The organism is Sulfitobacter sp. HGT1 (assembly GCF_013282155.1).
GTDB lineage: Bacteria > Pseudomonadota > Alphaproteobacteria > Rhodobacterales > Rhodobacteraceae > Sulfitobacter.
The window spans coordinates 117,235-141,794 of sequence record NZ_BLWI01000008.1 but is presented as its reverse complement, the minus strand read 5'-3'; the positions used below and the strand labels follow the sequence as shown (position 1 = coordinate 141,794).

The following is a 24,560-nucleotide window of genomic DNA, read 5'->3' as shown; positions in this document are numbered from 1 at the left end:
AATTCAAACTACAGACCCGCGCCGATTAAACGAGTGGCGGGCAGTGAGGCAGAAATGGCAGATTACACGTCTTCCCCCCGTGGTGGGGGATACCACGCAGAGTCCGATATCTATGCCGTGCGTCCTGCGCAGGGTAACCCGTTGGCAAAGCTGACAAATGTGGCAGGTGCCGCGATGTCCGTGGCGCTGATTGTCGGGATCGGTGTCTGGGGCTACAAGCTGCTGGTACGCGATGTCACGGGTATTCCGGTCGTGCGCGCGGCCCAGGGCGACATGCGTGTGCGCCCAAAGAACCCCGGTGGCCAACTGGCGCAAAACCAGGGGCTGTCGGTGAATGCCGTTGCCTCGGAAGGGACGGCGGATCAGCTGGCCGATCAGGTCATTCTGGCCCCCAGAGCGCTTGATCTGGCCGATGAAGACCAACCCGTTCTGGCGTCGATGGTTGCAACTGCGCCACAGGTTCCAGCCCCGAAAAACCCGACCCCCGATGTGAGCGCCGCCCTGCAAAGCGGTAATGTCGACGATCTGGTTGCCCAGTTGACCGACGGCATGGAGCCGCTGGATGATGCCCCGCTAGAGCCGATCAATGCCAGTATGTCGATCGACACGTCAGTCTTGGACATGGCTGTGTCGAATGCGGTTGCTGTGGCGATGGTCGCCGAACCTGGGGTGAAAGCATCGTTGCGCCCGAAAACGCGGCCTGCCGTGCGGGCCGTGGTGACACCAGCGGCCTATGACAGCGGCGCACCATCCTCTGTCAAAGAACTGGCCGCCGACAGCCTGCCTGCGGGCACGCGGCTGGTGCAGCTTGGTGCCTTTGACTCGCCGGAGATCGCGCGCAGCCAGTGGGACAAGCTGAACGGTCGTTTCGGGGCCTATCTGGAAGGAAAATCGCGCATCGTTCAGGAAGCCAGCAGTGGCGGGCGCACGTTTTACCGTTTGCGCGCACATGGGTTCGAAGACATTGCCGACGCGCGCCGCTTTTGCTCCGCACTGGTTGCCGAGAACGCGGATTGTATCCCTGTCGTGACCCGCTAATGCGCTTTGGTGCGACGATACTGGATGCGACCGGCCTGCGTCTGACCGCGCAGGAAAAGGCGTTGTTCCGTGCGGTGAAACCCTTTGGGTTTATCCTGTTCGCCCGCAATATCGACACCCCCGATCAGGTGCGTGCGCTATGCGCCGAAATGCGCGAAGCGGCGGGGCATAATGCGGTGATTACCGTCGATCAGGAAGGCGGGCGTGTGCAGCGTTTGCGGGGTCCGGTCTGGCGCGACTGGACAGCCCCGCTTGATTTCGTGCAGGCCGCCGGTGCCAATGCGCCCCAAGCGATGTACCTGCGCTTTCGTCTGATTGCGCAGGAGTTATTTGCCGTGGGGATCGACAGCAACTGCGCCCCCATGGTCGATGTTGCAGGCCCGCAAACCCATGAATTCTTGCGCAACCGCTGCTATGGGACCGATCCGACGCAGGTGGCCATATTGGGCCGCGCGGCGGCTGACGGGATGTTGGCGGGCGGGGTGTTGCCTGTGGTCAAACACATGCCCGGTCACGGGCGCGCGACGATGGACAGCCATTTTGACCTGCCCTTGGTCGGCGCTGCCCGGGCTGAGCTATCGGAGTGCGATTTCGCCCCCTTCAAGGCGCTGAACGACCTGCCGATGGGGATGACCGCGCATCTGGTATATGATGCGATTGATCCGCGCCCTGCGACATTGTCACCGGTGATGATGCAGTTGATCCGGGACGAGATCGGATTTGATAACCTGATCATGACCGATGACATTTCGATGAAGGCGCTTGCGGGCAGTGTTGACCAGATCAGCCGCGATGCCTTAGCGGCGGGATGCGATGTGATCTTGTACTGCAATGCCTCGCTTGAGGACCGCAGGATGGTCGCAGATGCGGCGGGCGAAATGACGGATGCCGCACAAATCCGCGCCGAACGCGCGCTTGCCATGCGCAAAACACCAGACGAGATTGACATTTCCGCCCTGACTGCGAAGCTTGACGCGCTTTTGGGCGGGGAATGGCATGGCTGAAAACCTTTTTGAGGAAGACCAGACAACGGTCGCCGAAAGGCTGGCCGCTGAAGCGCTGATCGTGGATGTGGACGGGTTCGAGGGGCCATTGGACCTTTTGCTGACCCTCAGCCGCACCCAAAAGGTCGATTTACGCAAAATATCGGTTCTGCAACTGGCGCGGCAATATCTGCTGTTTGTGGAAAAGGCCAAGGCGCTGCGGCTGGAACTGGCGGCGGATTATCTGGTGATGGCGGCGTGGCTGGCGTTTCTGAAATCGCGTCTGCTCTTGCCGCCTGACCCGACCGAAGAAGGCCCCTCGGGCGAAGAACTGGCCGCCCATCTGGCATTCCAGCTGGAACGCTTGCAGGCGATGCGCGATGCCGCCGCACGGCTGATGGCGCGCGACCAGCTGGGGCGCGATTTCTTTGCCCGCGGCCAGACCCACGAGGTCAAGCGCACGCGCCGCGTCACCTATAGCGCGACCTTGCTGGACCTGATGCAAGGCTATGCCCGTATCCGAACCCGCGATGATTTCCGCCCCTTTGTGATGGACCGCGAAAAAGTGTTCACCATGGAACAGGCGCTGGAGCGGATGCGCGGGTTGATCGGATTTGCGGGGGACTGGGGCGATCTGACCAGCTATTTGCCGGAGGGTTGGGGCGATGACCCGGTGATGCGCCGTTCGGCCACGGCCTCGACTTTTGCGGCCTCGCTTGAACTGGTCAAAGAGGGTCATCTGGAGATCCGCCAGTCAGAGATTTTTGCCCCGATCGAGCTGCGTAAAAGGGAAAAACGTCGTGAGTGAAGCGATTGAAGAGAAAGAAGAAAGCCTGTTCGAAGCCCCGCCTGTGGCCGAACAGGAACGCATGTTGGAAGCGATCCTTTTTGCCGTCGCGGAGCCGATAACATTGCGCGAGATCGAAACCCGTCTGCCCCATGGCTGCGATGCCGCCGAAGCGATGGTGCATCTGCGCAAACGCTATGAGGGGCGCGGCGTGCAGGTGGCCAGGATCGGCGATGCCTATGCCATGCGCACCGCCGCCGATCTGGGGTATCTGATGCAAAAAGAAACGGTCGAGGTGCGCAAACTGTCGCGTGCCGCAATCGAGACCCTGGCGATCATCGCCTATCACCAGCCCGCCACCCGCGCCGAGATCGAGGAAATTCGGGGCGTGTCCGTGTCGCGGGGCACATTGGATCAACTGTTAGAACTGGACTGGATCCGCTTTGGCCGGCGCAAAATGACACCGGGGCGGCCCGTCACATTTGTGGTCACCCAAGGTTTCCTGGCGCATTTCGGGTTGGAAAGCCCGCGCGATCTGCCCGGGTTGAAAGAGCTGCGGTCTGCCGGATTGCTGGAGAGCCGCCCTGCCTTTGGTGGTCTTCCGCTGATGACGGGCGAAGAAGACGAGGGCGACGAGGTGGACGGCCAGAGCGAGCTTTTCGAGGATTAATCGCCAAGTGGCCTGAAAATTGCCTTAGTGATCGCTATGTTCTAGGCAAGAGACAGAGTTGCGCGAAATAACGAGGTCAAAACATGAACCAGATTGTGAATATGATACTGCGCCGCGTCATGGGGCAATTGATCAACCGGGGTGTGAACTTTGGCTTTGATCAGGCCTCCAAGATCGGCAAAGGGAAACGCGGTTCGGCTGTTCAGCCTGATGTGTCGCCCGAGGAAGACGCCCGCCGCGAACATGCCGCGCGCGCGCAGGGCAAGCAATCACGCCAGATGCTCAAGACCATGCGCCGTTTGGGCCGTTTCTAGGTGAAGGTAGGGGGCGCTGCCCCCCGCCCCAAGGGGCGTCCCCCGGGATATTTCAGAGCCAGAGAAGGGGCTTAGCGGGGCGCTGCAAAGTGTTTGCTGAGCTTGAGGCCTTGCCCCTGGTAGTTTGAGGCGATGCCGGACCCGTAAAGTTGCGTCGGGATGATCGCCATTTTTTCATAGACCAGACGTCCGACGACCTGACCGTGTTCCAGCACGAAGGGGGCCTCGTGGCAGCGGACTTCGAGCACGCCGCGTGATCCGGCACCGCCGGACTGGTCGTGGCCAAAGCCCGGATCGAAGAACCCCGCATAATGCACACGGAACTCACCCACCATCGCCAGATAGGGGGCCATTTCGGCGGCATATTCGGGGGGAATCGTCACGGCCTCGCGGCTGACAAGAATATAGAACGCGCCGGGGTCGAGGATGATCTGACCGTTGTCGCTGTGTACTTCTTCCCAATAGTCGGCGGGGGCGTAATGGCCGATCTTGTCCAGATCGATCACCCCGGTGTGCGGTTTGGCGCGGTAGCCGACCAAGGTGGTGTTTGGCAGGCGCAGATCGACGGAGAAGCCCAAGCCATCGTCGATCACGGCCTCACCGTCCACCAGGGGCGTATCGGCGTGGAGCTGGCGCAGGGCGGCGTCGTTCAGTGTGGCATCGCCGGTTGAAAAGCGGATCTGGTTCAGGCGCATGCCGGGGCGCACAAGCACCGAGAAGGAGCGCGGGCAGATTTCGGCATAAAGCGGTCCGGTGTAGCCGGGGTTCACGCGGTCGAATTCGGTGCCGCCATCGGTGATGGTGCGGGTCAGCAGGTCAAGCCGGCCGGTCGAGCTTTTGGCATTGGCGACAGCGGAGACATCATCGGGCAGGGAGAGTTCTTCCATCAGGGGCACAACGTAAACGCAGCCCTTCTCCAGTACGGCCCCGTTTGTCAGGTCAACCCGATGCATTTCAAATTCGGCCAGACGGTCGGCGACTTTGGCACCATGACCGGCAAGGAACGAGGCCCGTACGCGGTAGGCCACTGCCCCCAGGCGCATATCAAGGCTGGCGGGTTGAATCTGCGCCGGATCCACAGGCAGGCTGCCGGTGATCTGGCCTGCGTCGATCATGTCGCGGATTTGCTGGTTTGGAATCACACCGCCCATAGCTGGACCTTTCAAATGCAAACACCCGCACCGTGAAAGGCGCGGGCGTTTGTTTTATGTCGGTTGGTCGGGCTAGCAGGACTCGAACCTGCGACCTTCCGTCCCCCAGACGGACGCGCTACCAGGCTGCGCCATAGCCCGACATGACGGCGTAAATACCTGATAATCGCGGGTGCGCAAGGGGGAATTGCCGCAAAGCGCATGTCGTTTCAGTCTTTTGCCACAAGACTGCGCCCCGAGCCCATCGCAGCGCGCAATTTTGAAAGCCGCGAGAGCAGGGGGGCTATGTCGGCAGCGGCATCAGGGCTTAGTTTTCGAAGGTTGCGTGCCGAAGAAACCGCGCCGGCTTTGGCGGGGATGTCTTCCTCGGCAAAGTCGATCGAGACGTCGATGATACGCGGCTTGGGCTTAGGCGCGTCTTGCGGCGCGTCTTGTGTCGGAGTGGCGGTTTGCCTGGACGGGGTTGTATCTTCGGGTCGGGTATCAGCCGCGGCGGGTTTGGCATCGCCGGATTGCGGCGCAATATCGGTAGCGGCGTCCAGAATTGGTTGGGTTTCCGGATCAACCTGTTTGTTTTCAGCAGGTTGCGCCCCATCTTCTTGCGTCGCATCTTCGACGCCGATTTCTGCGGGTTCGTGATCCTCGGGCGCGGTTTGCAGTGCTTCGGGCTGTTCCGTTTCAGCGGCACGCGCGGCATCAAAGGGCAGCACGACGTTTTCGATTCTTTCGGAGCTTTCGGGGTCCGGCGGGGAGGCCACCGCGTCGATGGTGGCGTTGGTCGGGGCCTCGGCAAATTCGGCTTGTGTCAGTTCGTCCAGCGGCGCGGACATTGCGGCGACATAGTTCATGCCTTCTTCGCGCAAGACTTTCTGGACGCCTTTGATGGTCAGCCCGTCGTCGTGCAACATCCGTTTGATGCCGCCAAGCAGCAGCATGTCGGCGGGACGGTAATACCGCCGCCCACCGGCCCGTTTTATGGGCTTAACCTGGGTGAATTTGCTTTCCCAAAACCGCAGGACATGGGCCTGAATGCCCAACCAATCTGCGACTTCTGAGATCGTACGGAATGCGTCCGGAGACTTGGACATCAGATCAACGCTTGTTTCCGTCTGCGACCCGGTCCTTCATCAAATGGGACGGGCGAAATGTCAGAACGCGGCGGGGATTGATCGGAACTTCCTCGCCTGTTTTTGGATTGCGGCCGACGCGGGCAGATTTGTCGCGGACCGAGAACGTCCCGAAGGACGAGATTTTGACCTGCTCGCCTTGAACCAAGGCGTCGGACATATGTTCAAGAACGGCCTCTACCAGCTGCGCGCTTTCATTCCGGGACAGACCTACTTCGCGAAAGACAGCTTCGCTTAGATCCATCCGGGTCAACGTTTTGTCGGCCATTCTATCCCCCATGTATTTTCGATGAGCATAGGCAGGGATGTTTTGACCTGTCAACAACTATGGGTCGTAAGGCCCTGTTTGCGCGGCAAAAAGCCGGATTACCAGCGCAGGACGACTGCGCCCCAAGCCAGCCCGCCGCCGATTGCTTCGGTCACGACAAGGTCGCCTTGCTTGATCTGGCCGCGCTGTTTGCCGACCGACAGCGCCAGCGGAATTGACGCCGCCGAGGTGTTGCCGTGGTCTTGTACGGTCACGACGACTTGCTCCATCGGGAGGTTCAATTTCTTTGCAGTGCCTTGAATTATACGGATATTTGCCTGATGCGGCACGATCCAGTCGACATCTTCGGCGGTGACGCCTGCGCGTTCCATCGCGGTGGTCGCCGTGGCGGCCAGCTTTTCAACCGCATGGCGAAACACCTGATTCCCCTGCATCCGAAGGTAACCGGTTGTGCCTGTGCTGATTCCACCATCGACATACAGCAGGTCGCGATAGCGCCCGTCCGAATTCAGATCCGTCGACAGGATGCCACGGTCGGCAGGGGTGCCTGTGCCTTCCTGGGCCTCAAGCAGCAACGCGCCGGCACCGTCACCGAACAATACGCTGGTGCTGCGGTCGGTCCAGTCCATGATCTTGGAGAACGTCTCGGAGCCGATGACCAGCACGCGTTTGGCCTGACCGGATACAATCAGCGCATTGGCGTTGGACAGCGCAAAGATGAACCCGGCGCAAACGGCCTGCACATCAAAGGCAAAGCCGTTTTCCATGCCCAGTTGCGCCTGCACCATCGTGGCGGCAGAGGGGAAGGTCAGATCGGCGGTGGAGGTCGCCAGAATGATCGCATCAACGTCGGCGGGGGTTTTACCCGCTTCTTCCAGCGCGATGCGCGCAGCAGCGGTGGCCATGGTCGAGGTGGTTTCACCTTCGCTAACGAAATGCCGCCGCTCGATGCCGGAGCGCGACCTGATCCATTCGTCATCGGTGTCAATCTTGCCCTCGAACTCGGCGTTTTCGACAATACGTTTGGGCAGATAATGCCCCGAACCAATTACAACAGATCGTATGGTCATTCTTCGGTCTCTTTCACCGGTGGGGCGGTCGCTACGCGTGCCGCAAGCCGGTTGGTAAATTCACTGTCCGCCAAACGTGCGGCCAGCTTGATTGCCGAGGATACGCCTGTTGCATCGGCAGCGCCATGGGATTTTACGACAGTGCCGTTCAGCCCCAGAAACACACCACCGTTGACGCGGCGGGGGTCAAAACGTTTGCTGACACGACGCAGCGAGCCATAGGCCAGCACTGCGGCCATGCGTGACCAAATCGAATGTTTAAAGGCTTCGCGCAGGCCTTTGCTGATCAATGTGGCAGTTCCTTCGCCGGTCTTGATTGCGATATTGCCGGTAAATCCGTCGGTCACGATCACGTCAGCCACATCGCCCGAGATATCGCCGCCTTCGACGAAACCCACGAAATCGAATTCGGCAGCGTCAGCGGCATCACGAATCAGCTCGAAGGCTTCTTTCAATTCGGTGCGGCCTTTGTGTTCTTCGGTGCCGACATTCAAAAGCCCGATGCGCGGGCGTTGGATGTCCATGCCGTTTCGGGCGTAGGATTTGCCCATCAAGGCAAAGCGCAACAGGTCATCGGCATCCGCACGGACATCCGCGCCGACATCCAGCAAGACATTAAAACCTTGCGGACCGGTAGAAGGGTAAAGCACGGCAATCGCAGGGCGGTTCACGCCGGGCAATTTTTTCAGCCGGATCATTGATATCGCCATCAATGCGCCGGTGTTTCCGCAACTGACGGCGACGGATGCCTCGCCGGTGCGGACAGATTCGATGGCAGACCACATGGAGGTGTCTTTGCCATTGCGCACGACATTGCTGGGCTTGTCATCCATGGTCACAACGCCAGCGGCATCACGCACCGTACAACGGCCCGCAAGTTCGGGGCGCTTGGCAACCAGAGGTTCCAGCGTTTCAGCAGGGCCATGCAGCACAAAGCTGATGTTCGGATTCTTAGCCGCAGACTCAGAGCACCCGGCAACAACAATTGCCGGGCCCTGATCGCCCCCCATCGCATCAACTGAAATGAGGGTACGCTGAGCGTTCGCTATAGGCTGATCGGACGAAACCGTCATCTGGTGCGAAGCCTTTTTTAAACCGCGGTTGAAGATAACAGCTTACGCCGCGTCTTCGTCTAGGTCGATCTCTTCGTTTTGAGCGATGACTTGATTGTCATCGTAGTGACCACAGGCCGCACAAATGTGGTGTGGACGCTTCAGTTCACCACAGTTGTTGCATTCGTTTGGGTTCGCAGCGGTCAGCGAATCGTGTGCACGACGGTTATTGCGACGCGACTTGGATACTTTATTCTGTTGGACAGCCATATCTGGTGCCTTTGCCTTCGGGGTCGTTCAGCGGCATGTAGCCAAAGACGACCGTGTTTCAGATCAACTCCCGGTTTGGGCGTGACGTGCGTTTAGGCCGAAGCCTATCCGATGTCCAACCTTAATTGGGGTGAAGGGCGCAAAATACTGCGAAACCTCGCCGATGCAACCCCGTTTTACCCCCAATCGCCGGTCAATTCAGTCTTTCGGGTCTTCGAGTTTTTCGCGCAGCTGCGCCAAGCCTGCAAAGGGCCGCGCATCTTCGTCGGTCATCGGCGCGGCACCAGGTTCGGTATAGACGGCCTGTCCCAGCTCTGCGTCGGCCGCACGGGGGTATTCGGGGACCTCAAGCGCCAATGCCTCGATCATCACCACCGCGGGGTCGATCCAGGTGCCCAGCCGTTCGCTGGCGTCATCCTCGGGCATTTCGGCCTCTGGTTCTTCGGGCTCTATATAGTCTTTGACGAACAACCGCGTGATATTGGCGTCAATACGGGTCATCACGGGCTCAAGAGTCACAACGCAAGGCTGCACAACAGTCGCCCCAAGACGGCCTTCGAGACGCCAATCGGTTTTCCCAAGGGCTGTCAGCTTTCCCTCGAAGGATAATTTTCGCAAAGTTGTCAGGCCCAGCTCATCCGCGATCTGGCGCAGTCTGTCGGCGTCAGGGCGCAAGGAAAAAGGGGTATCAGCGTTTTGGGGCAGATCTGCAACGCGCAATGCAGTAGATGTTGGGGGCGTGCGAGACATGATGTTTTGCTTTCGTTTCTTGAACCATAGGGCATGCTTGGTGTATGCGAGATAAAAGCCATGATCCCCAAGGGCAAGAGGGCAGCAAGAATGCGTATCAACCGCCATGTCACAAAGACACTGATGACCGCCGCTCTGGTAAGCGTTGGTCTTACGCTTGGGGCCTGCACGCCGCAGTACCAAAACCACGGCTATATCCCGCTTCAGGAAGACCTTGACCAGATTACCGTGGGCAAGGACACCCGCGAGACTGTTGCTGCAACAGTGGGTGTGCCTGCCTCGGCCGGGCTGCTCAAGAATTCGGGCTATTACTATGTACGCTCGCGCCGCAAGGCGATCGGCTTTCTGGAGCCCAAGGTGATCGAGCGCGAAGTCGTTGCCATCAGCTTCAGCTCCAACGGGGTGGTGCAGAATGTTGAACGTTTTGGTCTGGAGCGGGGCAATGTCATCACACTTGACCGCCGTGTGACCAGTTCGCCGGTCAGCGACAAATCCTTTATCCGCCAGCTTTTGGGTAACATCGGCCGGTTCAACCCCGCCGGTATTGCAGGCTAAGGCATAAAACCTTGGGCGGGGGTGCCCATGTGGACATGCTCGCCATGAGCCGGGGGCGTTACGAGGTTTCCACCGCAAGGCTACCGCAGGATATTGAAGTCGCCCAAGCGCTTAGGGCGCGGGCCTTTGGCCTGAACGCGGCGCTTGATGCCGATTCCTTTGATGCAGACCAACGCCATATTCTGGTGCGCGACCGCGACACCGGGCGGCTTGCCTGCTGCTTTCGTATCGGTGTATTCGAAGGGCGGGCGATCAAGGACAGCTATGCCGCACAGTTTTACGGGCTGGATCGCTTGGCGCTGTTTGACGGCAAGATGATGGAGCTGGGCCGTTTTTGCGTGCATCCCGATGTGTCGGACCCCGATGTGGTGCGCATCGCCTGGGCCGCCATGACCCGCTTTGTCGATGCCGTGGGGATCAGGTTGCTGTTTGGCTGCACGTCCTTCAAAGGCACCGATCCGAGCGGGTTTCTGGATGCGTTCGGGGTGCTGGCCGAACGCCATCTGGCACCGCCCGCATGGCACCCGCGCGAATTGGCCCGCGAGGTCTTGCGGTTCGCGGATCTTGCACCGGCGGATTCCGATAGAAAATCCGCCACACTCCAGATGCCGCCCTTGCTGCGCACCTATCTGTTGATGGGGGGCTGGGTCAGTGACCACGCGGTCGTGGACCGGCAGATGAATACCCTGCATGTGTTTACCGGACTCGAGATCGACGCGATCCCCGAGAATCGCAAACGCCTGCTGCGCGGGTTGGTTTGAAAAGATTCTATGCCTTCGGCGAGGATTTAGAACCATTTGGAAGCAGGGGTCATTGACGCTGGCGCGGCGTGACGCTAGCTGGCGTTCATGGCACGCGCACCCTTATTACAAGTGAACGAGATTACGCTGACTTTCGGCGGCGATCCCGTATTCGAAAATATGTCTTTGGTCGTTCAACCGGGCGACCGGCTGGCTTTGGTCGGGCGAAACGGCTCGGGTAAATCCACCTTGATGAAAGTCATGGCTGGCATTGTTGAACCGGACAGCGGCGAGGTCGTCGTAGGCCCCGGCGTGTCGGTTGGATATATGGAGCAGGACCCGGATTTGACGGGGTTCGAGACCTTGGGCGATTTCGCGTCCCACGGGCTTGATCCGTCAGAGATGTACAAGGTTGAACGCGCGGGCGAGGGGTTGAAGTTCGACCCTGCGCGCCCTGTCAGCACCGCCAGTGGCGGCGAGCGTCGTCGCGCGGCTTTGGCGCGGTTGATGGCGTCGGAGCCCGAGCTGATGTTGCTGGACGAGCCGACCAACCATCTGGACATCGAGGCGATCCGCTGGTTGGAAGACGAGTTGAAAACCACCCGCGCCGCTTTTGTTATTATTTCTCACGATAGGGCGTTCTTGCGTGAATTGACCCGTGCGACCCTGTGGATCGACCGCGGTGTGGTGCGCCGGCAGGAAATCGGCTTTGGCGGGTTCGAGGCCTGGCGCGACCAGATGTGGGAAGAAGAGGACATGCAGCGCCACAAGCTGAACCGCAAGATCAAGGCGGAGGCACGCTGGGCTGTCGAGGGCATTTCCGCGCGGCGCAAGCGCAACCAGGGCCGCGTGCGCGCCTTGCAAGACCTGCGGGCCGAGCGCGCCAGCCAGATCAACCGGCAGGGCACGGCCGCCATGGCGCTTGAGGCCGGACCCAAGTCGGGCCGCAAGGTGGTCGAGGCTGTGGGCATCACCAAAGCCTTTGGCGATAAAACGATTCTGCGCCCCTTTGATATCACGATCCAGCGCGGCGACCGGATTGCGCTGGTGGGGCCGAACGGCGTGGGCAAGACCACGCTTTTGAACATGCTGATCGGCAAGGAACAGCCTGATTCAGGGACGATCAAGCTGGGCACCAACCTTGAGATCGCGTTATTTGACCAGGCGCGTGCGCAGCTGGATGGCGACATGTCGCTGTGGGACAGCCTGACCGGCGACCCCGAGATGCGCGTATCGGGCAAGGCGGACCAGATTTTGGTGCGCGGCCAGCCGAAACATGTGGTCGGCTATCTGAAAGAGTTCCTGTTCGACGAAGCGCAGGCGCGTGCGCCTGTGCGGTCGCTGTCGGGTGGGGAAAAGGCGCGGTTGCTGCTGGCCAAGATCATGGCGCGGTCCAGCAACATGCTGGTGCTTGATGAACCGACCAACGATCTGGACGTCGAAACCCTTGATTTGATGCAGGAATTGCTGTCGACCTATGACGGAACTGTGCTGCTGGTCAGCCACGACCGCGACTTCCTTGACCGCGTTGCCGCGACCACTATTGCGATGGAAGGTGACGGCAAGGCCACGGTCTATGCGGGCGGTTGGACCGACTATCTGGAACAGCGCCAGCAGGATGACTTTGACCAAAGCGTTGTTGCCAAGGCCAAGCCGGGGGCAAAGGGTGAAAAGCCGAAAGCCGCCGCGCAAAAGGGCCTTAGCTTTACCGAAAAGCACCGTCTTGAGGCATTGCCTGCCGAGATTGCACGGCTTGAGGCCGAGATTGCCAAGCTGGAAGAGCTGATGAGTGATCCGGCGCTTTATACCGACAATCCGGTGAAGTTCCAGAAAGCCACGGATGCGCTGATCGAACGGAACGAGAAGCTGCAAGATGCCGAGGCCGAATGGCTGGTGCTTGAGGAAAAAGCCGAAGATTAAAGCGAGGGGGGCAGGGTGAACCGCCCCCCTTTTTGCTTAGCCCAACTGCACCAGCGCGTGGCGTTTCTTGCCCGCGCTTAACTTGAGTGGCGATGCCAGTGCCGCGGCGTCGATCATCATGCCTGCATCGGTCAGCGGTTCGTCATTGATCCGCGCCCCGTTTTCCGAGATCAGGCGCTTTGCCTCTTTGCCGGACGCTGCCAGACCGGATTTCACGATCAACTGCACGATCGACATGCCGTCGCCAATGTCAGCGGCTGTCAGTGTCAGGGTCGGCAGATCATCCCCGATGCCGCCTTTTTCGAACACTTCGCGCGCGGTTGCTTCGGCGGCTTTGGCAGCCTCGGCCCCGTGCAGCAGGGTTGTGACTTCGTTGGCAAGGCGGATCTTGGCCTCGTTGATCTCGGCCCCCTCAAGGGCACCCAGACGGTCGCATTCCTCCACCGGCAGTTCGGTATAAAGCTTGAGGAAACGGCCCACGTCAGCATCGGTGGTGTTGCGCCAGAATTGCCAGAACTCGTAGGGCGACAGCATGTCGGGGTTCAGCCAGATGGCACCCGATTGCGATTTGCCCATCTTCTTGCCGTCGGATGTGGTCAGCAGCGGCGATGTCAGACCGTAGACTTCGCCATCAATCACCCGGCGTGTCAGGTCGATACCGTTAACGATATTGCCCCACTGGTCCGATCCGCCCATTTGCAGGATACAGCCATAGCGGCGGTGAAGTTCCATGAAATCATAGGCTTGCAGGATCATGTAGTTGAATTCGAGGAAGGACAGCGACTGTTCGCGGTCAAGGCGTGATTTAACGCTTTCAAAGGACAGCATCCGGTTGATCGAAAAATGCCGCCCGATGTCGCGCAGAAAATCGAGGTAGTTCAACCCGTCCAGCCATTCAGCATTGTTGATCATCAAGGCAACATTTTCCGGCCCTACCGCTTCGCTACTTGAGGGCATCGGCCCCTCTTCATAGGTCAGGTAGGCGCTGAACACTTTTTTAATGCCGGCGATGTTATCGTCGATCTGTTCAGGGGTCAGCAGGGGGCGTTCATCGGCGCGAAACGACGGGTCGCCCACCTTGGTTGTGCCGCCGCCCATCAGGGTGATCGGTTTGCCGCCGGTCTTTTGCAGCCAGCGCAACATCATGATCTGGATCAGCGATCCGACATGCAGGGACTTGGCAGTCGCGTCAAATCCGATATAGCCGGGTTGCGCCCCCTTGAGCAGCGCCTCGTCAAGGCCTTGATAATCCGTGCAGTCGGCCAGAAAGCCGCGCTCCATCATGATGCGGATAAATTCGGATTTGGGATGGTATGTCATGGCGCTTGCCCTCAGCTTGGGTGGTGGTGCACTCTATATGTGCTGAGCAGACAAAGGAAAAGGCCATGAATAAGGCCCATGGAAATCGGATCGCGAAAACAGGCGTATTGCGGGCCGCCGGCGCGATGAGCGGCACGTCTTTGGACGGGGTCGATGTGGCGGTGATTGACACGGATGGCCATGATATCATGGGGTTTGGTGCGTCAGGCTACCGCGAATACTCAAGCGATGAACGCAAGGTGATCGCCGCGGGTTTCGGAAAATGGTCCGGACCCGAGGTTCAGGCCGCGGCGCAGGTGATCGAGGCGGCGCATCTGGAGGTGCTGCGCGATTTTACCCAAGTGGATGTTATCGGCTTTCACGGGCAGACTTTGGCCCATGCGCCGCGCCAGCAGGGCACCTTGCAAGTGGGCGACGGGGGCGCGCTGGCCGATGCCCTTGCCACGCCCGTGGTGTGGGATTTTCGCAGCGCTGATGTGGAACTGGGTGGCGAGGGTGCGCCTTTGGCCCCGTTCTTTCACCACGCCTGCGCACGCTTTGCGGGGCTGACCGGCCCGGTGGCGTTTTTGAACCTGGGCGGTGTGGGGAACCTGACCTGGGTTGATCCCGCCATCGCACAGCCCCATGCGGATGGCGCTTTGCTGGCGTTTGATACAGGGCCGGCAAATGCGCCGATCAACGATCTGATGCAATCGCGGTTGGGGCTGGCCTATGACAAGGGCGGCAGGATCGCGTCAACAGGCACGGTGGAAACCGGCGCGCTTGAGCTGTTTCTGGCAGAGCCGTATTTCACAAGAATGCCGCCCAAGTCATTGGACCGTAATGATTTTGCTGAAATGGTGGCGCTGGTGGGCGAGTTGTCGGATGCTGATGCGGCGGCCACCCTGACCGCCATGTGCGCCGCTGGCGTGGCCGAGGCGATGGCGCATTGCCCGCGCTTGCCGGACCGTGTTCTGGTCACAGGGGGCGGGCGGCATAACCCGGTGTTGATGGAGATGTTGGCGGTAAGTCTGGATTGCCCCGTCGCCCCCATCGAAGACATCGGGCTGGATGGTGACATGCTGGAAGCGCAGGCATTCGGCTATCTCGCCGTGCGTGTGGCACGCGGGCTACCCACGTCTTGTCGCAGCACCACGGGCGTCAGCGCGGCGGTTGGCGGCGGCACGGTCAGCTATCCGACATCGGGTGAGTGAGCGGCAGTACTGCGCCGTAACCGGTTCTAAATCAGATACTTACCCCGAAAAATGAAAAAGCGCGCAAATGATTGCGCGCTTTTTTGTTTTGGCAGAAGGGCAGTTCGCCCAAGGAAATTACCCCTTGAGGATCGACCGGCCTGCATATTCGGCGGTGAGGCCGAGTGCTTCTTCGATGCGGATCAGCTGGTTGTATTTCGCCAACCGGTCCGACCGCGCCAAAGACCCTGTTTTGATCTGGCCACAGTTTGTCGCAACTGCCAGATCGGCAATTGTCGCATCTTCGGTTTCGCCGGAACGGTGGGACATCACGTTGGTAAAGCCCGCGCGATGCGCCATATCGACGGCTTGCAGCGTTTCCGTCAGGGTACCGATCTGGTTGACCTTGACCAGCATCGAATTGGCCGATCCGCGCTTGATCCCTTCGGCCAGACGGGCAGGGTTGGTGACGAACAAATCGTCGCCCACCAACTGGATCTTGTCGCCCAAACGGTCGGTCAGCAGTTTCCAGCCATCCCAGTCATCCTCTGACATGCCGTCTTCAATCGAGATGATCGGGTAGTCGGCGCAAAGGGCGGCCAGATAATCGACGTTCTCGGCGCTGGATAGTGTTTTTCCTTCACCAGCAAGGACATAGCTGCCGTTCTTATAGTATTCTGTCGCCGCGCAATCCAGTGCGAGGTAGATTTCCTCGCCGGGTTTGTAGCCTGCTTTTTCAATGGATTTCAGAATGAAATCAAGGGCATCGCGGGTGGAGTTGATGTTAGGCGCGAAGCCGCCTTCATCGCCGATACCGGTGGACAGGCCCGCGGCGGAAAGCTCTTTTTTCAGGGTGTGGAACACTTCGGCACCCATGCGCACGGCATCGCGGATGTTGTCAGCGGCCACTGGCATGATCATGAATTCCTGAATATCGATAGGGTTATCAGCATGTTCGCCGCCGTTGATGATGTTCATCATCGGGACGGGCAGGACCCGTGCCGACGTGCCGCCAACATAGCGAAACAGTGGTTGCGAACAGAAATCTGCGGCGGCTTTGGCGGCGGCCAGGGACACACCCAAAATCGCGTTGGCCCCCAAACGTTCTTTGTTATCAGTGCCGTCCAGTTCGATCATGATGCTGTCGATTTCGACCTGTTCGGTGGCGTCGATGCCAACCAGCGCATCAGCGATTTCACCGTTGACGGCTTCGCAGGCCTGCAACACGCCCTTGCCCATATAGCGCGCCTTGTCGCCATCGCGGCGCTCCATCGCCTCGTAGGCCCCAGTGGAGGCACCCGATGGCACGGCTGCGCGGCCCATGGTGCCGTCTTCGAGAGTTACATCAACCTCGACGGTGGGGTTGCCCCGGCTGTCCAGAATTTCGCGGGCGTGAATGTCGATGATGGTGCTCATGAGGGCAGATCCTTTTGGGATGGGTATTTGCGCGGTGTATTAGCCCGAAGCGGGCCGGATGGGAAGTGGTTAGGGCAGGTCTTTGACTTTGCGTTCACGCCATACGGTATAGATGCCCGAGGCGACAATGATGGTTGCGCCAACATAGGTTAGCATGTCGGGGCGTTCGCCGAAAATGGTGATCCCCACGGCCATCGCAAACAACAGGCGCGCATAACGAAACGGGGTGACAAAGCTGATTTCGCCCACCCGCATGGCCGCCACGATCCCGTAATAGGCCACCATGCCAATCGCCAGCGCCGACCCCATATAGGCCCATTGCAGCGCCGTCATCGGCACAAAGAAGGTGCCGGTGCCCAGCATATAGATCAGGCTGGCCGGGATCAGCGCCAGAAACGCAAGAAACGACAGTTGAAAGCTTGATGTGCTTTGGGGCACGCGGCGGGTTGCCAGATCGCGCAGGGACAGGCCGAAAACGCCGATCAACGCCAGCAAGGACAGCGCCTGAAAGCTTTCCATCCCGGGGCGGATGATCAGGATGACGCCGAACAGGCCCACCAGAATTGCGCTCCACCGTCGCCAGCCGACCGGATCGCCCAGAAAAAGGGCCGCCCCCAGGGTGACCACCAGCGGTGTCGCCTGCAAAATCGCCGAAGCCGATGAAATCGGGGTCAGCACGATTGCGGATACAAAACCCAAAGTGCCGATGATTTCGCCCAAGGCACGCAGAAGAATTGGTTTGGACAGCATCGTGCGTTCGAACAGCGGTTGCGCCTTGACCCGCATCACCAGACCAAAGCAGATTGCGCCGCCCAGGCCCAGGATGAACAGAATTTGGCCAATGGGTATTTCATTGCCCATCAGTTTGATGAACATGTCCTCAATGGCAAAGCCCAGCATGGAAAATACCATGATGATCGCACCGCGCAGATTGTCCATATATCAGGCCCTTATGATTACCGGGCAGCCATTTCAGAGCGGCTGGCGATTGTCGATACCCCGATCGTCCGGCTAGCCGGCCTTTGCGGGGCCAAAAATCGCCCTTGCGCTGTCTTCGTCCGCCCGCACAACGCGGCGTTTCGAATATTTCGCACCCTCTCGAAGCTGCGCATCCGATGTCAAAAGGGGAAAATCCTGCTTTTCTTTCGACAACAAGATCCCGCGTGTGCCGGTTGATCCGGTGACAAGGTACATGTTCATTTCTGGCCAGTTGAAATGCCCGCCCTCCCGCAGCGCGTTGATATCCGCAACAAAGTTGTGGCATTGGACATTTTCGACCAGCAAGACAAAGCGGTCCGCGCTGTTGACCATATTGGCCAGGGCCACGAAATGGCTCACGGCGGTGTGGATATGCATCAGCACCGCTTGCGAATAGACCAGTTCAGCGCGTGGCCAATGGTGCGAAAAGGGCATGGTCAGGTCTTGCAAGCCGACGCAGTCCGCAAGTTCGGGGTGGCGTTGCACCGCCATATCAAGCTGGGTTTGGCCCCGATCCCCGCCGGTGAAACGGATCGCCGGGTAAAGCGTCTTGCCGTTTGCCACATGGTCCCCGCCGCCACATCCGACCTCGTGCACCGACTTTGGTTGCAACTGGCCGATCATCTCGAGGATCAACAGAGCGTTCGGATGCAAGGCACCATTTTGGATAGTAACACCCCCAGTTGCCGCGTCAAAGCTCAACTGGCCGTCCTGCGCAATCGCGACAAATTCGGATTCTATATCGTTCTTGACGCGCCTGGCATAGCTATCCGCCGTATAGGTATTCCAGTCGAAATCATCGTCATAGAACTTGCGGGTTTTATAAATCAGGCGGCCAAGCAAAGACATATCGAGAAACCTTTCAAATACGTTACAAATTGCTAGGCGATCACCGCCGAGAACTCAAGTTAACCGGTTCGTTATTTAGCAGCGCAGACAGACAAGCGTTGACTTCCCCCGCCGCAGCCCCCATGTGACACTCAAGCGAAGCCTTCTGCCGCGTGAGCAGTTCAGCCTTTGGCCCATGCGGGTCATGTCAGTGCCGAGAGATAAGGCCGCCGATGTTCCCAAAATCACGCGTGGGGCCAAACGCAACAGACAGGGTATCGGCATTAGGCTGGCCCCTGCGATCTGCTTTGCGTCCCTCGCGGTATGTCCCCTGTACGGGGTGCCGCGTGATTTAGACGGGTCCGGCGCTTGTGCCGCGGCCCTCGGAAAGACGACAGAATATGAGCGATTTTGAAATGATGGGCCTGCCGCGCCGTTTGGTCAAAGCCTTGACCAACATGGGCATGACCGACCCGACCCCGATCCAGCGCCAGGCGATTCCCCATGCAATGAACGGCCGCGACGTGATGGGCCTTGCCCAGACCGGCACCGGCAAAACCGCAGCCTTTGGTGTGCCGCTGGTTGCGCAAATGCTGGAAATGGAAGCCCGCCCCGAACCGCGTACCGTGCGCGGCCTTGTGCTGGCCCCGACCCGTGAACTGGCCAACCAGATCATGGAAAACCTCAAAGGTTTCTGCGAAGGCACACAGTTGAAAACGATGATGGTCGTGGGCGGTCAGTCGATCAACCCGCAGATCAAACGCATGGAACGCGGCGTTGACCTGTTGGTCGCCACGCCGGGCCGTTTGCTTGACCTGATGGACCGTCGCGCCGTGCTGCTGCACAAAACCACGTTTCTGGTTCTCGACGAAGCCGACCAGATGCTCGACATGGGCTTTATCCACGATTTGCGCAAAATCGCGTCCGTGTTGCCCAAAGAACGTCAGACCATGCTGTTCTCGGCCACCATGCCCAAGCTGATGAACGAAATTGCCAACAGCTATCTGATCAGCCCGATCCGCATCGAAGTGTCTCCTCCCGGCAAAGCGGCGGATAAAGTGACCCAAGAGGTGCATTTTATCGCCAAGGCCGAGAAAAAAGCCCTGCTGATCGAATTGCTGGCCAAACACACCGAAGAACGCGCCTTGGTCTTCGGGCGCACGAAACACGGCTGTGAAAAGCTGATGAAGGATCTGGTCAAGGCCGGTTTCAAAGCCGCCTCGATCCACGGTAACAAAAGCCAGGGCCAGCGCGACCGCGCGATTGAATCCTTCAAAAAAGGCGAGATCACCGTGCTTGTGGCCACCGATGTGGCCGCGCGCGGTTTGGATATTCCTGACGTGAAACATGTCTATAACTACGAATTGCCCAACGTGCCCGACAACTATGTCCACCGCATCGGCCGTACGGCCCGCGCAGGCAAGGACGGGGCTGCGATTGCCTTTTGCGCCCCAGACGAAATGGGCGAATTGAAGGACATCCAGAAGACGATGAAAATCTCGATTCCCGTGGCATCGGGTCGTCCGTGGGAAGCGATTGATGAACCCGCCGCGCCGAAAGGCGGCCGTGGCCGCGGTCGCGGTGGACGCCCTGGTGGCGGTGGCGGCGGTCGTCCCGGTGGCGGTGCTGGTGGCGGCGGCGAGGGTAAACCCGCAGGCGCGGCCCGGCGTCGGCGCAAGCCCGGCGGCGGTGCCGGCAAACCCGGCGGCCAGCGCGCAGCGTGACCCCGAAACTTCGCAAACTGACGCTTGGCGTCCTTTATTCCGTGGTGGCGCTGCTTGTTGCAGTGCCACCCGTCTACATTATGGCAAGGGCCGGAACCTGTGATGTGCCGCCCTGCACGATGACATCAAGCCAGCTGTTCAAAGGCGACACGATCCTGTTCTGGATGCTGCCCTTCAGCATTGCAGCCGTGGTTTTGGCCTTTGCCTTCAAGCTTAAAAGCCGCCGCTGACCGCATTCCAAATGGACTTAAATCCTCGCCCGAAGGGCGAAACCAGCCCGGTTTGCCGCGCAGGTCTACGTTGATGTTTTGCGGACCACAGACTGCTTGTTCACAACACGGCCCAACCGTAGCATCAGCAAGAACCCCGTTGCCGCCAGAGCCAGAACCGATGTGGTCAGCAGATCGAGATTGCCCTCGAACCGCAATCCGATGGGCGAAGCGATGAGCGCAGCCAGCACCGTGGACACGGCCCCGATGACAGACGCGGCAATGCCCGCGATATGGCCCATCGGTTCCATCGCCAGCGCGCTCAAATTGCCCAAGACCAGTCCGGCCTGAAGAAACAACGAGATTTCCCAGATCAGGAAAAAGCCAAAACCGAAAGGTTCGGGCAAGTTACCCAATCCGAAAAACAACATGGCCGCAGACAGGACGATCTGCGCCCCAAGGGTCAATGTCACGATCCGCTGCATCCCCAGACGCACCACCAAAAGCGCGTTCATCAGGCTGGATGCGCCGGAGATCAGTGCGATCAGCCCGAACCAAAGCGGAAAGCTGCCCGCGCGGTCATAGACCTGGTCGAAAACCGGCTGAACCAGCATCAATGTGGCAAACATGATCGACATCGCCAGCGTCTGAACGGTGATCGACAGGCGCACCACGGGATTGCTGAAAATCTCTTTCACGGCCGACCAAAGCAGCCCCAGTCTGAGCGGCCTGCGGTCTTCTACAGCCAGCGTTTCAGGCAGCCGCATCCCGACCCAGATCAACGAGACGATCGAGAAGACGATAAAGCTAACGAAAATACCGCGCCAGTTGGAAAAACTGACAATAACCGCGCCCATCGACGGGGCAAAGGCCGGCACCAGAACAAAAACCATCATAACAAAAGACATGATCCGCGCCATCTCGCGGCCAGAAAACAGATCGCGAATAATCGCAAGGGACACGATGCGCGGCCCGGCGGCACCCAAACCCTGCAAAACCCGCGCGGCGAGCATCAGTTCGAGCGACTGACTGGCCCAAGCCAAAACCGTGCCCGCAATATAAAGCGCGGCCCCGCCATAGACGACGTTTTTACGGCCATAGGCATCCGACAGGGGCCCTGTGAAAAATGTTCCAAGTCCAAGGCCAAAGATAAATGCCGTCAGGATCAGGGGCACCCGTTCCGGCGTCATGGGGGCCAGATCCGCAGTAATTTGGGGCAGGGCGGCCAACATCGCATCGGTTGAAAACGCGATCGTGGCAAAAAGCATCGCAATCAGGGCCACGAATTCTGAACGGCCCATCGCAAAGTCAGGTCTGTCTGAAGGCATCTGCACCGCTCCCTAAACGCCCGGCGGCGATATTGCGCCAAGCCGTTCTCCCTTAGCGAGTGCCGGGGGACAGTACAATGCCTCTAAGGTTTAAGCCGATTTCAAGACGTGCTCTGACCGGCCTGGGGAAATTTCTGATGGCAGGCGCACAACTTGCACGATGTCGTGCAGATCATCCACATGCGCCGGTGCGCCGCGGCGCAATGCCAGCACCGAAATGTTGTAATTCACGATGTCGGTGCGGCGTTGGTCCCAGCTGTCCAGCGCGATCACCCGCGATACATAGCGACAGCTTTCCAGCACAGCACGGCGCTGGTCAAAGGATATCGCCGAATCCCGGCCCAGTTGCACGCAAAAGGCGTCTGTCGCGCAGCCGACGATCAATTCGGTCCCAAGGCTGGACAGATCGGCCAGAAGACGCGCGTGGTGCGCACGAAACCCGTCGAAACAGCCATAGGTCAGCACGCTGCGCGATCTGATCCTTTCGACGGGATTGACGGTAAGAGAGGGCGCAGCCTGCGCCCGGTTACGCACCCGGAAGGGGGGTACTGATTGTTCTAACATGCTGCCCGCTCATTTATTCAACTGGGGTCTTCGCCCCGTTTATAGCGGTGATTCTAGGCTGGCTGATCTGCAAAGGCAAAGTGTTTTTGCAAGGTCGCGGCAGTCTTGGCAGCCTTAACCGGCCTTGCGCAGATCGGCCAGCACCTGTTTCCACAGCTCGGGTGGCTGGGCACCGGGGACCGCATGTTTGCCGCCCACGATAAAGGTCGGAACAGAGGTGATCCCCATCTTGCGGCTGTGCGCATCGCGGTCGCGGATGTTTTGCACGTCAGCATCCGTGGCCAGCAGGCGGCTGATCACCGATGCATCCAGCCCGATCCCGTCTGCGATATCGGCCAGCACTTCGGCATCGCCAATGTCGCGCGCATCCACGAAATAGGCCTTGAACAGGGATGACACGGCAGCCGTCTGACGTCCCTCGATGCCGGCCCAATGGATCAGCCGGTGCGCATCCAGCGTGTTTGGCGTGCGTTTCATCGCTTCAAAATTGATCGTCAAACCGGCTTTTTGGGCATGTTCAACCACGGGCGCATAGGCTTTGACTGCGGCTTCCTTGCCCCCGAATTTACCTTCGAGGTATTCGCGGCGGTCCATGCCGCCCTTTGGCATGTCCGGGTTCAGTTGAAACGGATGCCATTCAATCAAAAAAGGATGGTCCGGTTCTGACGCCAAAGCGCGGTCCAGATGGGCCTTGCCGATATAGCACCACGGGCAAATCGGATCGGACATGATGTCGAGCTTGATTGTGTCAGTCATTTTGCGCCTCATACCCCGCGCGCAGGGCGCGTCGCAGCAATTTGCCGTTGGCACCCATGGGCAGCTCTGGCAGATGAACATAAAGGCGCGGCTGTTTGTAGCGCGCCAGGTTTTCTTGTGCATAAAGCGCCAGTGCGGCTTCGTCCAGCGGGGCATCGGCGGTATAAAACGCAGCGATCACGCTTACATCGGCACGCACGGTGACTTCGGTGACACCCACGGCGGTGATGCCGGGATAGCTGACCAGCTTTTGCTCCACCTCGATGGGCGATACGCGAAAGCCGCCCGCGTTCATCATATCGTCATTGCGCCCCAGATAGGTGATCTGGCCATCCTCGGCCATCACCCCTTGATCACCGGTCATAAACCAGCCGTCCTGAAATTTTTCCGCCGTTTGTTCGGGCGCGCCAAGATAGCCCAGCATCAGCCCGGGATCGGTTTTATAGACCGCAATCGTCCCTTCGGTGCCATAGGGCACAGGCCCGTCCGGTCCGATAAGGGCCACGCGCCGGCCGGCCTGCGGGTATCCCAGCGACCCGCCCGATGCAGGACGCGCGGGGGAGCCGGATAGGAACGTCGAACATTCGGACATGCCATAGGCCTCGAAGATCGGGGTACCACTGGCGGTTTGCCACGCGCTGCGCACGGCCTGAGGCAGCTTTTCCCCCGCGCTCAAACCATGGCGCAGACCAGGAATGTCGATGGTGTCATGTTGCTTGAGGATTTGCCGGTAAACCCCCGGGGCAGCTGCGAAAATACTGGCACCGGCCTGGCGCATCAGCGCTGGCAGATCAGCGGCAGCAGTGCCCGCGGCAGGGATCAAGGCCGTGGCCCCCATCGTCCAGGGGTCCATCAATCCGGTGCCCAATGTATAGGTCCAGTTGAACGCCCCCGCATGCATGACACGGTCGTCTTCGTGCAGGTCATACCAGCCGTCAAACATCATCTGCCGCGCCCAAATGGCACGGTGCGCATGCATGACAGCGCTCGGCTTGCCCGATGTGCCAGAAGTATAGATGATATAGCCCAGCCGTTCGGGATCGCCCATGTGCCAATCGGCGGGCGGCAGGCTGCGCATGGCACGCAGCGCATCGACAGTGACCACACCCGCGACATCCGGACAGGCTACAGCCGGATCGTTCAAGATCGCTTTGGGCTGCAAGGTTTCGACAATCGCGCTGACTTCGGGTTCGGTCAGCGCCGCAGCAGTGGGCACAGGCACCAATCCGGCACCAAGAGCACCCAGATAGGCCAGCGGAAAATCGACCGTATTGCCCAACCGCATCAAAACGATGTCACCGGGCACCAGCCCAAGCGCCAAAAGACCGGTCGCGGTCCCGCGCACGGCCGCTTCCAATGCAGCATAGGTCCAGGTTTCGGCACCATCCGGCGCAATGACCGATAGCGCGATTTTATCGCCAAGCGTGGCCGCTTTTGCCAGCACATGCGCGGCCATATTGAACGGTGCGGGGCAGGGCGCAAATCCGTCAGAGGGAGAGAGTGATAACATGCCCCTTCGCTAGCGCGGGTTCCGGCCCGTTGCAAGCAGGATGGACGGGCTATATACGCA

26 protein-coding genes and 1 tRNA gene are annotated in these 24,560 nt (G+C 59.5%); 11 read left to right on the top strand and 16 right to left on the bottom strand.

Going from position 1 to position 24,560, the window contains the following annotated elements; genetic code table 11:
* Positions 1 to 54 precede the first annotated feature (54 nt).
* The 5 genes from HGT1_RS06930 (at position 55) to HGT1_RS06910 (ending at position 3,792) form a co-directional block, all read left to right on the top strand.
* A complete protein-coding gene (locus HGT1_RS06930) occupies positions 55 to 1,038 on the top strand; it encodes an SPOR domain-containing protein (protein ID WP_255200120.1) in 984 nt (327 codons plus the stop codon).
* Positions 1,038 to 2,042, top strand: coding sequence for a beta-N-acetylhexosaminidase (gene nagZ / locus HGT1_RS06925; RefSeq protein ID WP_176249206.1), 1,005 nt, complete (start codon positions 1,038 to 1,040; stop codon positions 2,040 to 2,042). Before HGT1_RS06930 ends, nagZ begins: the two co-directional genes overlap by 1 nt.
* Complete coding sequence (locus HGT1_RS06920) at positions 2,035 to 2,829, top strand: ScpA family protein (RefSeq protein ID WP_176249205.1); 795 nt, start codon at positions 2,035 to 2,037, stop codon at positions 2,827 to 2,829. Before nagZ ends, HGT1_RS06920 begins: the two co-directional genes overlap by 8 nt.
* Before the next feature lie 61 nt (positions 2,830 to 2,890).
* Positions 2,891 to 3,478 (top strand): SMC-Scp complex subunit ScpB, encoded by a 588-nt coding sequence (gene scpB, locus HGT1_RS06915; protein ID WP_373029642.1) that lies wholly within the window; start codon positions 2,891 to 2,893, stop codon positions 3,476 to 3,478.
* 83 nt (positions 3,479 to 3,561) lie between these two features.
* Positions 3,562 to 3,792, top strand: coding sequence for a hypothetical protein (locus HGT1_RS06910; protein WP_176249203.1), 231 nt, complete (start codon positions 3,562 to 3,564; stop codon positions 3,790 to 3,792).
* A 71-nt stretch (positions 3,793 to 3,863) separates the two neighbouring features.
* On the opposite strand, the gene HGT1_RS06905 is transcribed toward HGT1_RS06910, so the two are convergent.
* From HGT1_RS06905 to HGT1_RS06870, 8 genes are all read right to left on the bottom strand, one after another.
* Positions 3,864 to 4,943, bottom strand: coding sequence for a 2'-deoxycytidine 5'-triphosphate deaminase (locus HGT1_RS06905; RefSeq protein WP_176249202.1), 1,080 nt, complete (start codon positions 4,941 to 4,943; stop codon positions 3,864 to 3,866).
* A gap of 64 nt (positions 4,944 to 5,007) precedes the next feature.
* Positions 5,008 to 5,084 (bottom strand) — tRNA-Pro (locus tag HGT1_RS06900).
* 68 nt (positions 5,085 to 5,152) lie between these two features.
* Positions 5,153 to 6,031, bottom strand: coding sequence for a MerR family transcriptional regulator (locus HGT1_RS06895; protein WP_176249201.1), 879 nt, complete (start codon positions 6,029 to 6,031; stop codon positions 5,153 to 5,155).
* Positions 6,032 to 6,035: 4 nt separating this feature from the next.
* Positions 6,036 to 6,338 carry an integration host factor subunit alpha gene (gene ihfA / locus HGT1_RS06890; protein ID WP_219578341.1) on the bottom strand — a complete coding sequence of 101 codons (303 nt, stop codon included), beginning with the start codon at positions 6,336 to 6,338 and terminating at the stop codon, positions 6,036 to 6,038.
* 98 nt (positions 6,339 to 6,436) lie between these two features.
* Positions 6,437 to 7,408 (bottom strand): beta-ketoacyl-ACP synthase III, encoded by a 972-nt coding sequence (locus HGT1_RS06885; RefSeq protein ID WP_176249199.1) that lies wholly within the window; start codon positions 7,406 to 7,408, stop codon positions 6,437 to 6,439.
* Complete coding sequence (gene plsX / locus HGT1_RS06880; protein WP_176249198.1) at positions 7,405 to 8,481, bottom strand: phosphate acyltransferase PlsX; 1,077 nt, start codon at positions 8,479 to 8,481, stop codon at positions 7,405 to 7,407. The genes HGT1_RS06885 and plsX overlap by 4 nt, the downstream gene beginning before the upstream one ends.
* 42 nt (positions 8,482 to 8,523) lie before the next feature.
* Entirely contained in the window at positions 8,524 to 8,730 is a 207-nt protein-coding gene (gene rpmF, locus HGT1_RS06875) for a 50S ribosomal protein L32 (protein WP_176249197.1), read from the bottom strand.
* Between the two features lie 198 nt (positions 8,731 to 8,928).
* A complete protein-coding gene (locus tag HGT1_RS06870) occupies positions 8,929 to 9,480 on the bottom strand; it encodes a DUF177 domain-containing protein (protein WP_176249196.1) in 552 nt (183 codons plus the stop codon).
* 90 nt (positions 9,481 to 9,570) lie between these two features.
* Here HGT1_RS06870 and HGT1_RS06865 point away from each other — a divergent pair, with 90 nt between their 5' ends.
* The 3 genes from HGT1_RS06865 (at position 9,571) to HGT1_RS06855 (ending at position 12,695) form a co-directional block, all read left to right on the top strand.
* Entirely contained in the window at positions 9,571 to 10,035 is a 465-nt protein-coding gene (locus tag HGT1_RS06865) for an outer membrane protein assembly factor BamE (RefSeq protein ID WP_176249195.1), read from the top strand.
* Positions 10,036 to 10,070: 35 nt separating this feature from the next.
* Positions 10,071 to 10,796 carry a GNAT family N-acetyltransferase gene (locus HGT1_RS06860; protein WP_176249717.1) on the top strand — a complete coding sequence of 242 codons (726 nt, stop codon included), beginning with the start codon at positions 10,071 to 10,073 and terminating at the stop codon, positions 10,794 to 10,796.
* A gap of 87 nt (positions 10,797 to 10,883) precedes the next feature.
* Complete coding sequence (locus tag HGT1_RS06855; RefSeq protein ID WP_176249194.1) at positions 10,884 to 12,695, top strand: ABC-F family ATP-binding cassette domain-containing protein; 1,812 nt, start codon at positions 10,884 to 10,886, stop codon at positions 12,693 to 12,695.
* Positions 12,696 to 12,731: 36 nt separating this feature from the next.
* Here the strand turns inward: HGT1_RS06855 and tyrS are convergent, their stop codons facing one another.
* A complete protein-coding gene (tyrS, locus tag HGT1_RS06850; RefSeq protein ID WP_176249193.1) occupies positions 12,732 to 14,015 on the bottom strand; it encodes a tyrosine--tRNA ligase in 1,284 nt (427 codons plus the stop codon).
* Between the two features lie 65 nt (positions 14,016 to 14,080).
* Here tyrS and HGT1_RS06845 point away from each other — a divergent pair, with 65 nt between their 5' ends.
* Positions 14,081 to 15,208: an anhydro-N-acetylmuramic acid kinase gene (locus HGT1_RS06845; protein WP_176249192.1), complete on the top strand. Its 1,128-nt coding sequence runs from the start codon at positions 14,081 to 14,083 to the stop codon at positions 15,206 to 15,208.
* A gap of 117 nt (positions 15,209 to 15,325) precedes the next feature.
* On the opposite strand, the gene eno is transcribed toward HGT1_RS06845, so the two are convergent.
* The 3 genes from eno to HGT1_RS06830 all read right to left on the bottom strand — a co-directional run bounded on the left by eno (position 15,326) and on the right by HGT1_RS06830 (position 18,430).
* Positions 15,326 to 16,603 carry a phosphopyruvate hydratase gene (gene eno / locus HGT1_RS06840; protein ID WP_176249191.1) on the bottom strand — a complete coding sequence of 426 codons (1,278 nt, stop codon included), beginning with the start codon at positions 16,601 to 16,603 and terminating at the stop codon, positions 15,326 to 15,328.
* 69 nt (positions 16,604 to 16,672) lie between these two features.
* Positions 16,673 to 17,542, bottom strand: coding sequence for a DMT family transporter (locus HGT1_RS06835; RefSeq protein WP_176249190.1), 870 nt, complete (start codon positions 17,540 to 17,542; stop codon positions 16,673 to 16,675).
* Between the two features lie 72 nt (positions 17,543 to 17,614).
* Entirely contained in the window at positions 17,615 to 18,430 is an 816-nt protein-coding gene (locus tag HGT1_RS06830) for a hypothetical protein (protein ID WP_176249189.1), read from the bottom strand.
* 380 nt (positions 18,431 to 18,810) lie between these two features.
* Between HGT1_RS06830 and HGT1_RS06825 the strand changes: the two genes are divergently transcribed.
* Positions 18,811 to 20,133 carry a DEAD/DEAH box helicase gene (locus HGT1_RS06825; protein WP_176249188.1) on the top strand — a complete coding sequence of 441 codons (1,323 nt, stop codon included), beginning with the start codon at positions 18,811 to 18,813 and terminating at the stop codon, positions 20,131 to 20,133.
* A complete protein-coding gene (locus HGT1_RS06820; RefSeq protein ID WP_176249187.1) occupies positions 20,130 to 20,363 on the top strand; it encodes a hypothetical protein in 234 nt (77 codons plus the stop codon). Before HGT1_RS06825 ends, HGT1_RS06820 begins: the two co-directional genes overlap by 4 nt.
* 65 nt (positions 20,364 to 20,428) lie before the next feature.
* On the opposite strand, the gene HGT1_RS06815 is transcribed toward HGT1_RS06820, so the two are convergent.
* The 4 genes from HGT1_RS06815 to HGT1_RS06800 form a co-directional block, all read right to left on the bottom strand.
* Positions 20,429 to 21,670 carry an MFS transporter gene (locus HGT1_RS06815; RefSeq protein ID WP_176249186.1) on the bottom strand — a complete coding sequence of 414 codons (1,242 nt, stop codon included), beginning with the start codon at positions 21,668 to 21,670 and terminating at the stop codon, positions 20,429 to 20,431.
* Between the two features lie 90 nt (positions 21,671 to 21,760).
* Entirely contained in the window at positions 21,761 to 22,234 is a 474-nt protein-coding gene (locus tag HGT1_RS06810) for an adenylyltransferase/cytidyltransferase family protein (RefSeq protein WP_176249185.1), read from the bottom strand.
* A 114-nt stretch (positions 22,235 to 22,348) separates the two neighbouring features.
* A complete protein-coding gene (locus tag HGT1_RS06805; protein ID WP_176249184.1) occupies positions 22,349 to 22,990 on the bottom strand; it encodes a DsbA family oxidoreductase in 642 nt (213 codons plus the stop codon).
* A complete protein-coding gene (locus tag HGT1_RS06800) occupies positions 22,983 to 24,500 on the bottom strand; it encodes a class I adenylate-forming enzyme family protein (protein WP_176249183.1) in 1,518 nt (505 codons plus the stop codon). The genes HGT1_RS06805 and HGT1_RS06800 overlap by 8 nt, the downstream gene beginning before the upstream one ends.
* Positions 24,501 to 24,560: the final 60 nt, after the last annotated feature.

What these genes read in the sequence shown, in the direction of transcription:
- HGT1_RS06930 (WP_255200120.1), top strand. Translation starts at nt 55, where the DNA reads ATGGCAGATTACACGTCTTCCCCCCGTGGTGGGGGATACCACGCAGAG.
- nagZ (WP_176249206.1), top strand. Translation starts at nt 1,038, where the DNA reads ATGCGCTTTGGTGCGACGATACTGGATGCGACCGGCCTGCGTCTGACC.
- HGT1_RS06920 (WP_176249205.1), top strand. Translation starts at nt 2,035, where the DNA reads ATGGCTGAAAACCTTTTTGAGGAAGACCAGACAACGGTCGCCGAAAGG.
- scpB (WP_373029642.1), top strand. Translation starts at nt 2,891, where the DNA reads ATGTTGGAAGCGATCCTTTTTGCCGTCGCGGAGCCGATAACATTGCGC.
- HGT1_RS06910 (WP_176249203.1), top strand. Translation starts at nt 3,562, where the DNA reads ATGAACCAGATTGTGAATATGATACTGCGCCGCGTCATGGGGCAATTG.
- HGT1_RS06905 (WP_176249202.1), bottom strand. Translation starts at nt 4,943, where the DNA reads ATGGGCGGTGTGATTCCAAACCAGCAAATCCGCGACATGATCGACGCA.
- HGT1_RS06895 (WP_176249201.1), bottom strand. Translation starts at nt 6,031, where the DNA reads ATGTCCAAGTCTCCGGACGCATTCCGTACGATCTCAGAAGTCGCAGAT.
- ihfA (WP_219578341.1), bottom strand. Translation starts at nt 6,338, where the DNA reads ATGGCCGACAAAACGTTGACCCGGATGGATCTAAGCGAAGCTGTCTTT.
- HGT1_RS06885 (WP_176249199.1), bottom strand. Translation starts at nt 7,408, where the DNA reads ATGACCATACGATCTGTTGTAATTGGTTCGGGGCATTATCTGCCCAAA.
- plsX (WP_176249198.1), bottom strand. Translation starts at nt 8,481, where the DNA reads ATGACGGTTTCGTCCGATCAGCCTATAGCGAACGCTCAGCGTACCCTC.
- rpmF (WP_176249197.1), bottom strand. Translation starts at nt 8,730, where the DNA reads ATGGCTGTCCAACAGAATAAAGTATCCAAGTCGCGTCGCAATAACCGT.
- HGT1_RS06870 (WP_176249196.1), bottom strand. Translation starts at nt 9,480, where the DNA reads ATGTCTCGCACGCCCCCAACATCTACTGCATTGCGCGTTGCAGATCTG.
- HGT1_RS06865 (WP_176249195.1), top strand. Translation starts at nt 9,571, where the DNA reads ATGCGTATCAACCGCCATGTCACAAAGACACTGATGACCGCCGCTCTG.
- HGT1_RS06860 (WP_176249717.1), top strand. Translation starts at nt 10,071, where the DNA reads ATGCTCGCCATGAGCCGGGGGCGTTACGAGGTTTCCACCGCAAGGCTA.
- HGT1_RS06855 (WP_176249194.1), top strand. Translation starts at nt 10,884, where the DNA reads ATGGCACGCGCACCCTTATTACAAGTGAACGAGATTACGCTGACTTTC.
- tyrS (WP_176249193.1), bottom strand. Translation starts at nt 14,015, where the DNA reads ATGACATACCATCCCAAATCCGAATTTATCCGCATCATGATGGAGCGC.
- HGT1_RS06845 (WP_176249192.1), top strand. Translation starts at nt 14,081, where the DNA reads ATGAATAAGGCCCATGGAAATCGGATCGCGAAAACAGGCGTATTGCGG.
- eno (WP_176249191.1), bottom strand. Translation starts at nt 16,603, where the DNA reads ATGAGCACCATCATCGACATTCACGCCCGCGAAATTCTGGACAGCCGG.
- HGT1_RS06835 (WP_176249190.1), bottom strand. Translation starts at nt 17,542, where the DNA reads ATGGACAATCTGCGCGGTGCGATCATCATGGTATTTTCCATGCTGGGC.
- HGT1_RS06830 (WP_176249189.1), bottom strand. Translation starts at nt 18,430, where the DNA reads ATGTCTTTGCTTGGCCGCCTGATTTATAAAACCCGCAAGTTCTATGAC.
- HGT1_RS06825 (WP_176249188.1), top strand. Translation starts at nt 18,811, where the DNA reads ATGAGCGATTTTGAAATGATGGGCCTGCCGCGCCGTTTGGTCAAAGCC.
- HGT1_RS06815 (WP_176249186.1), bottom strand. Translation starts at nt 21,670, where the DNA reads ATGCCTTCAGACAGACCTGACTTTGCGATGGGCCGTTCAGAATTCGTG.
- HGT1_RS06810 (WP_176249185.1), bottom strand. Translation starts at nt 22,234, where the DNA reads ATGTTAGAACAATCAGTACCCCCCTTCCGGGTGCGTAACCGGGCGCAG.
- HGT1_RS06805 (WP_176249184.1), bottom strand. Translation starts at nt 22,990, where the DNA reads ATGACTGACACAATCAAGCTCGACATCATGTCCGATCCGATTTGCCCG.
- HGT1_RS06800 (WP_176249183.1), bottom strand. Translation starts at nt 24,500, where the DNA reads ATGTTATCACTCTCTCCCTCTGACGGATTTGCGCCCTGCCCCGCACCG.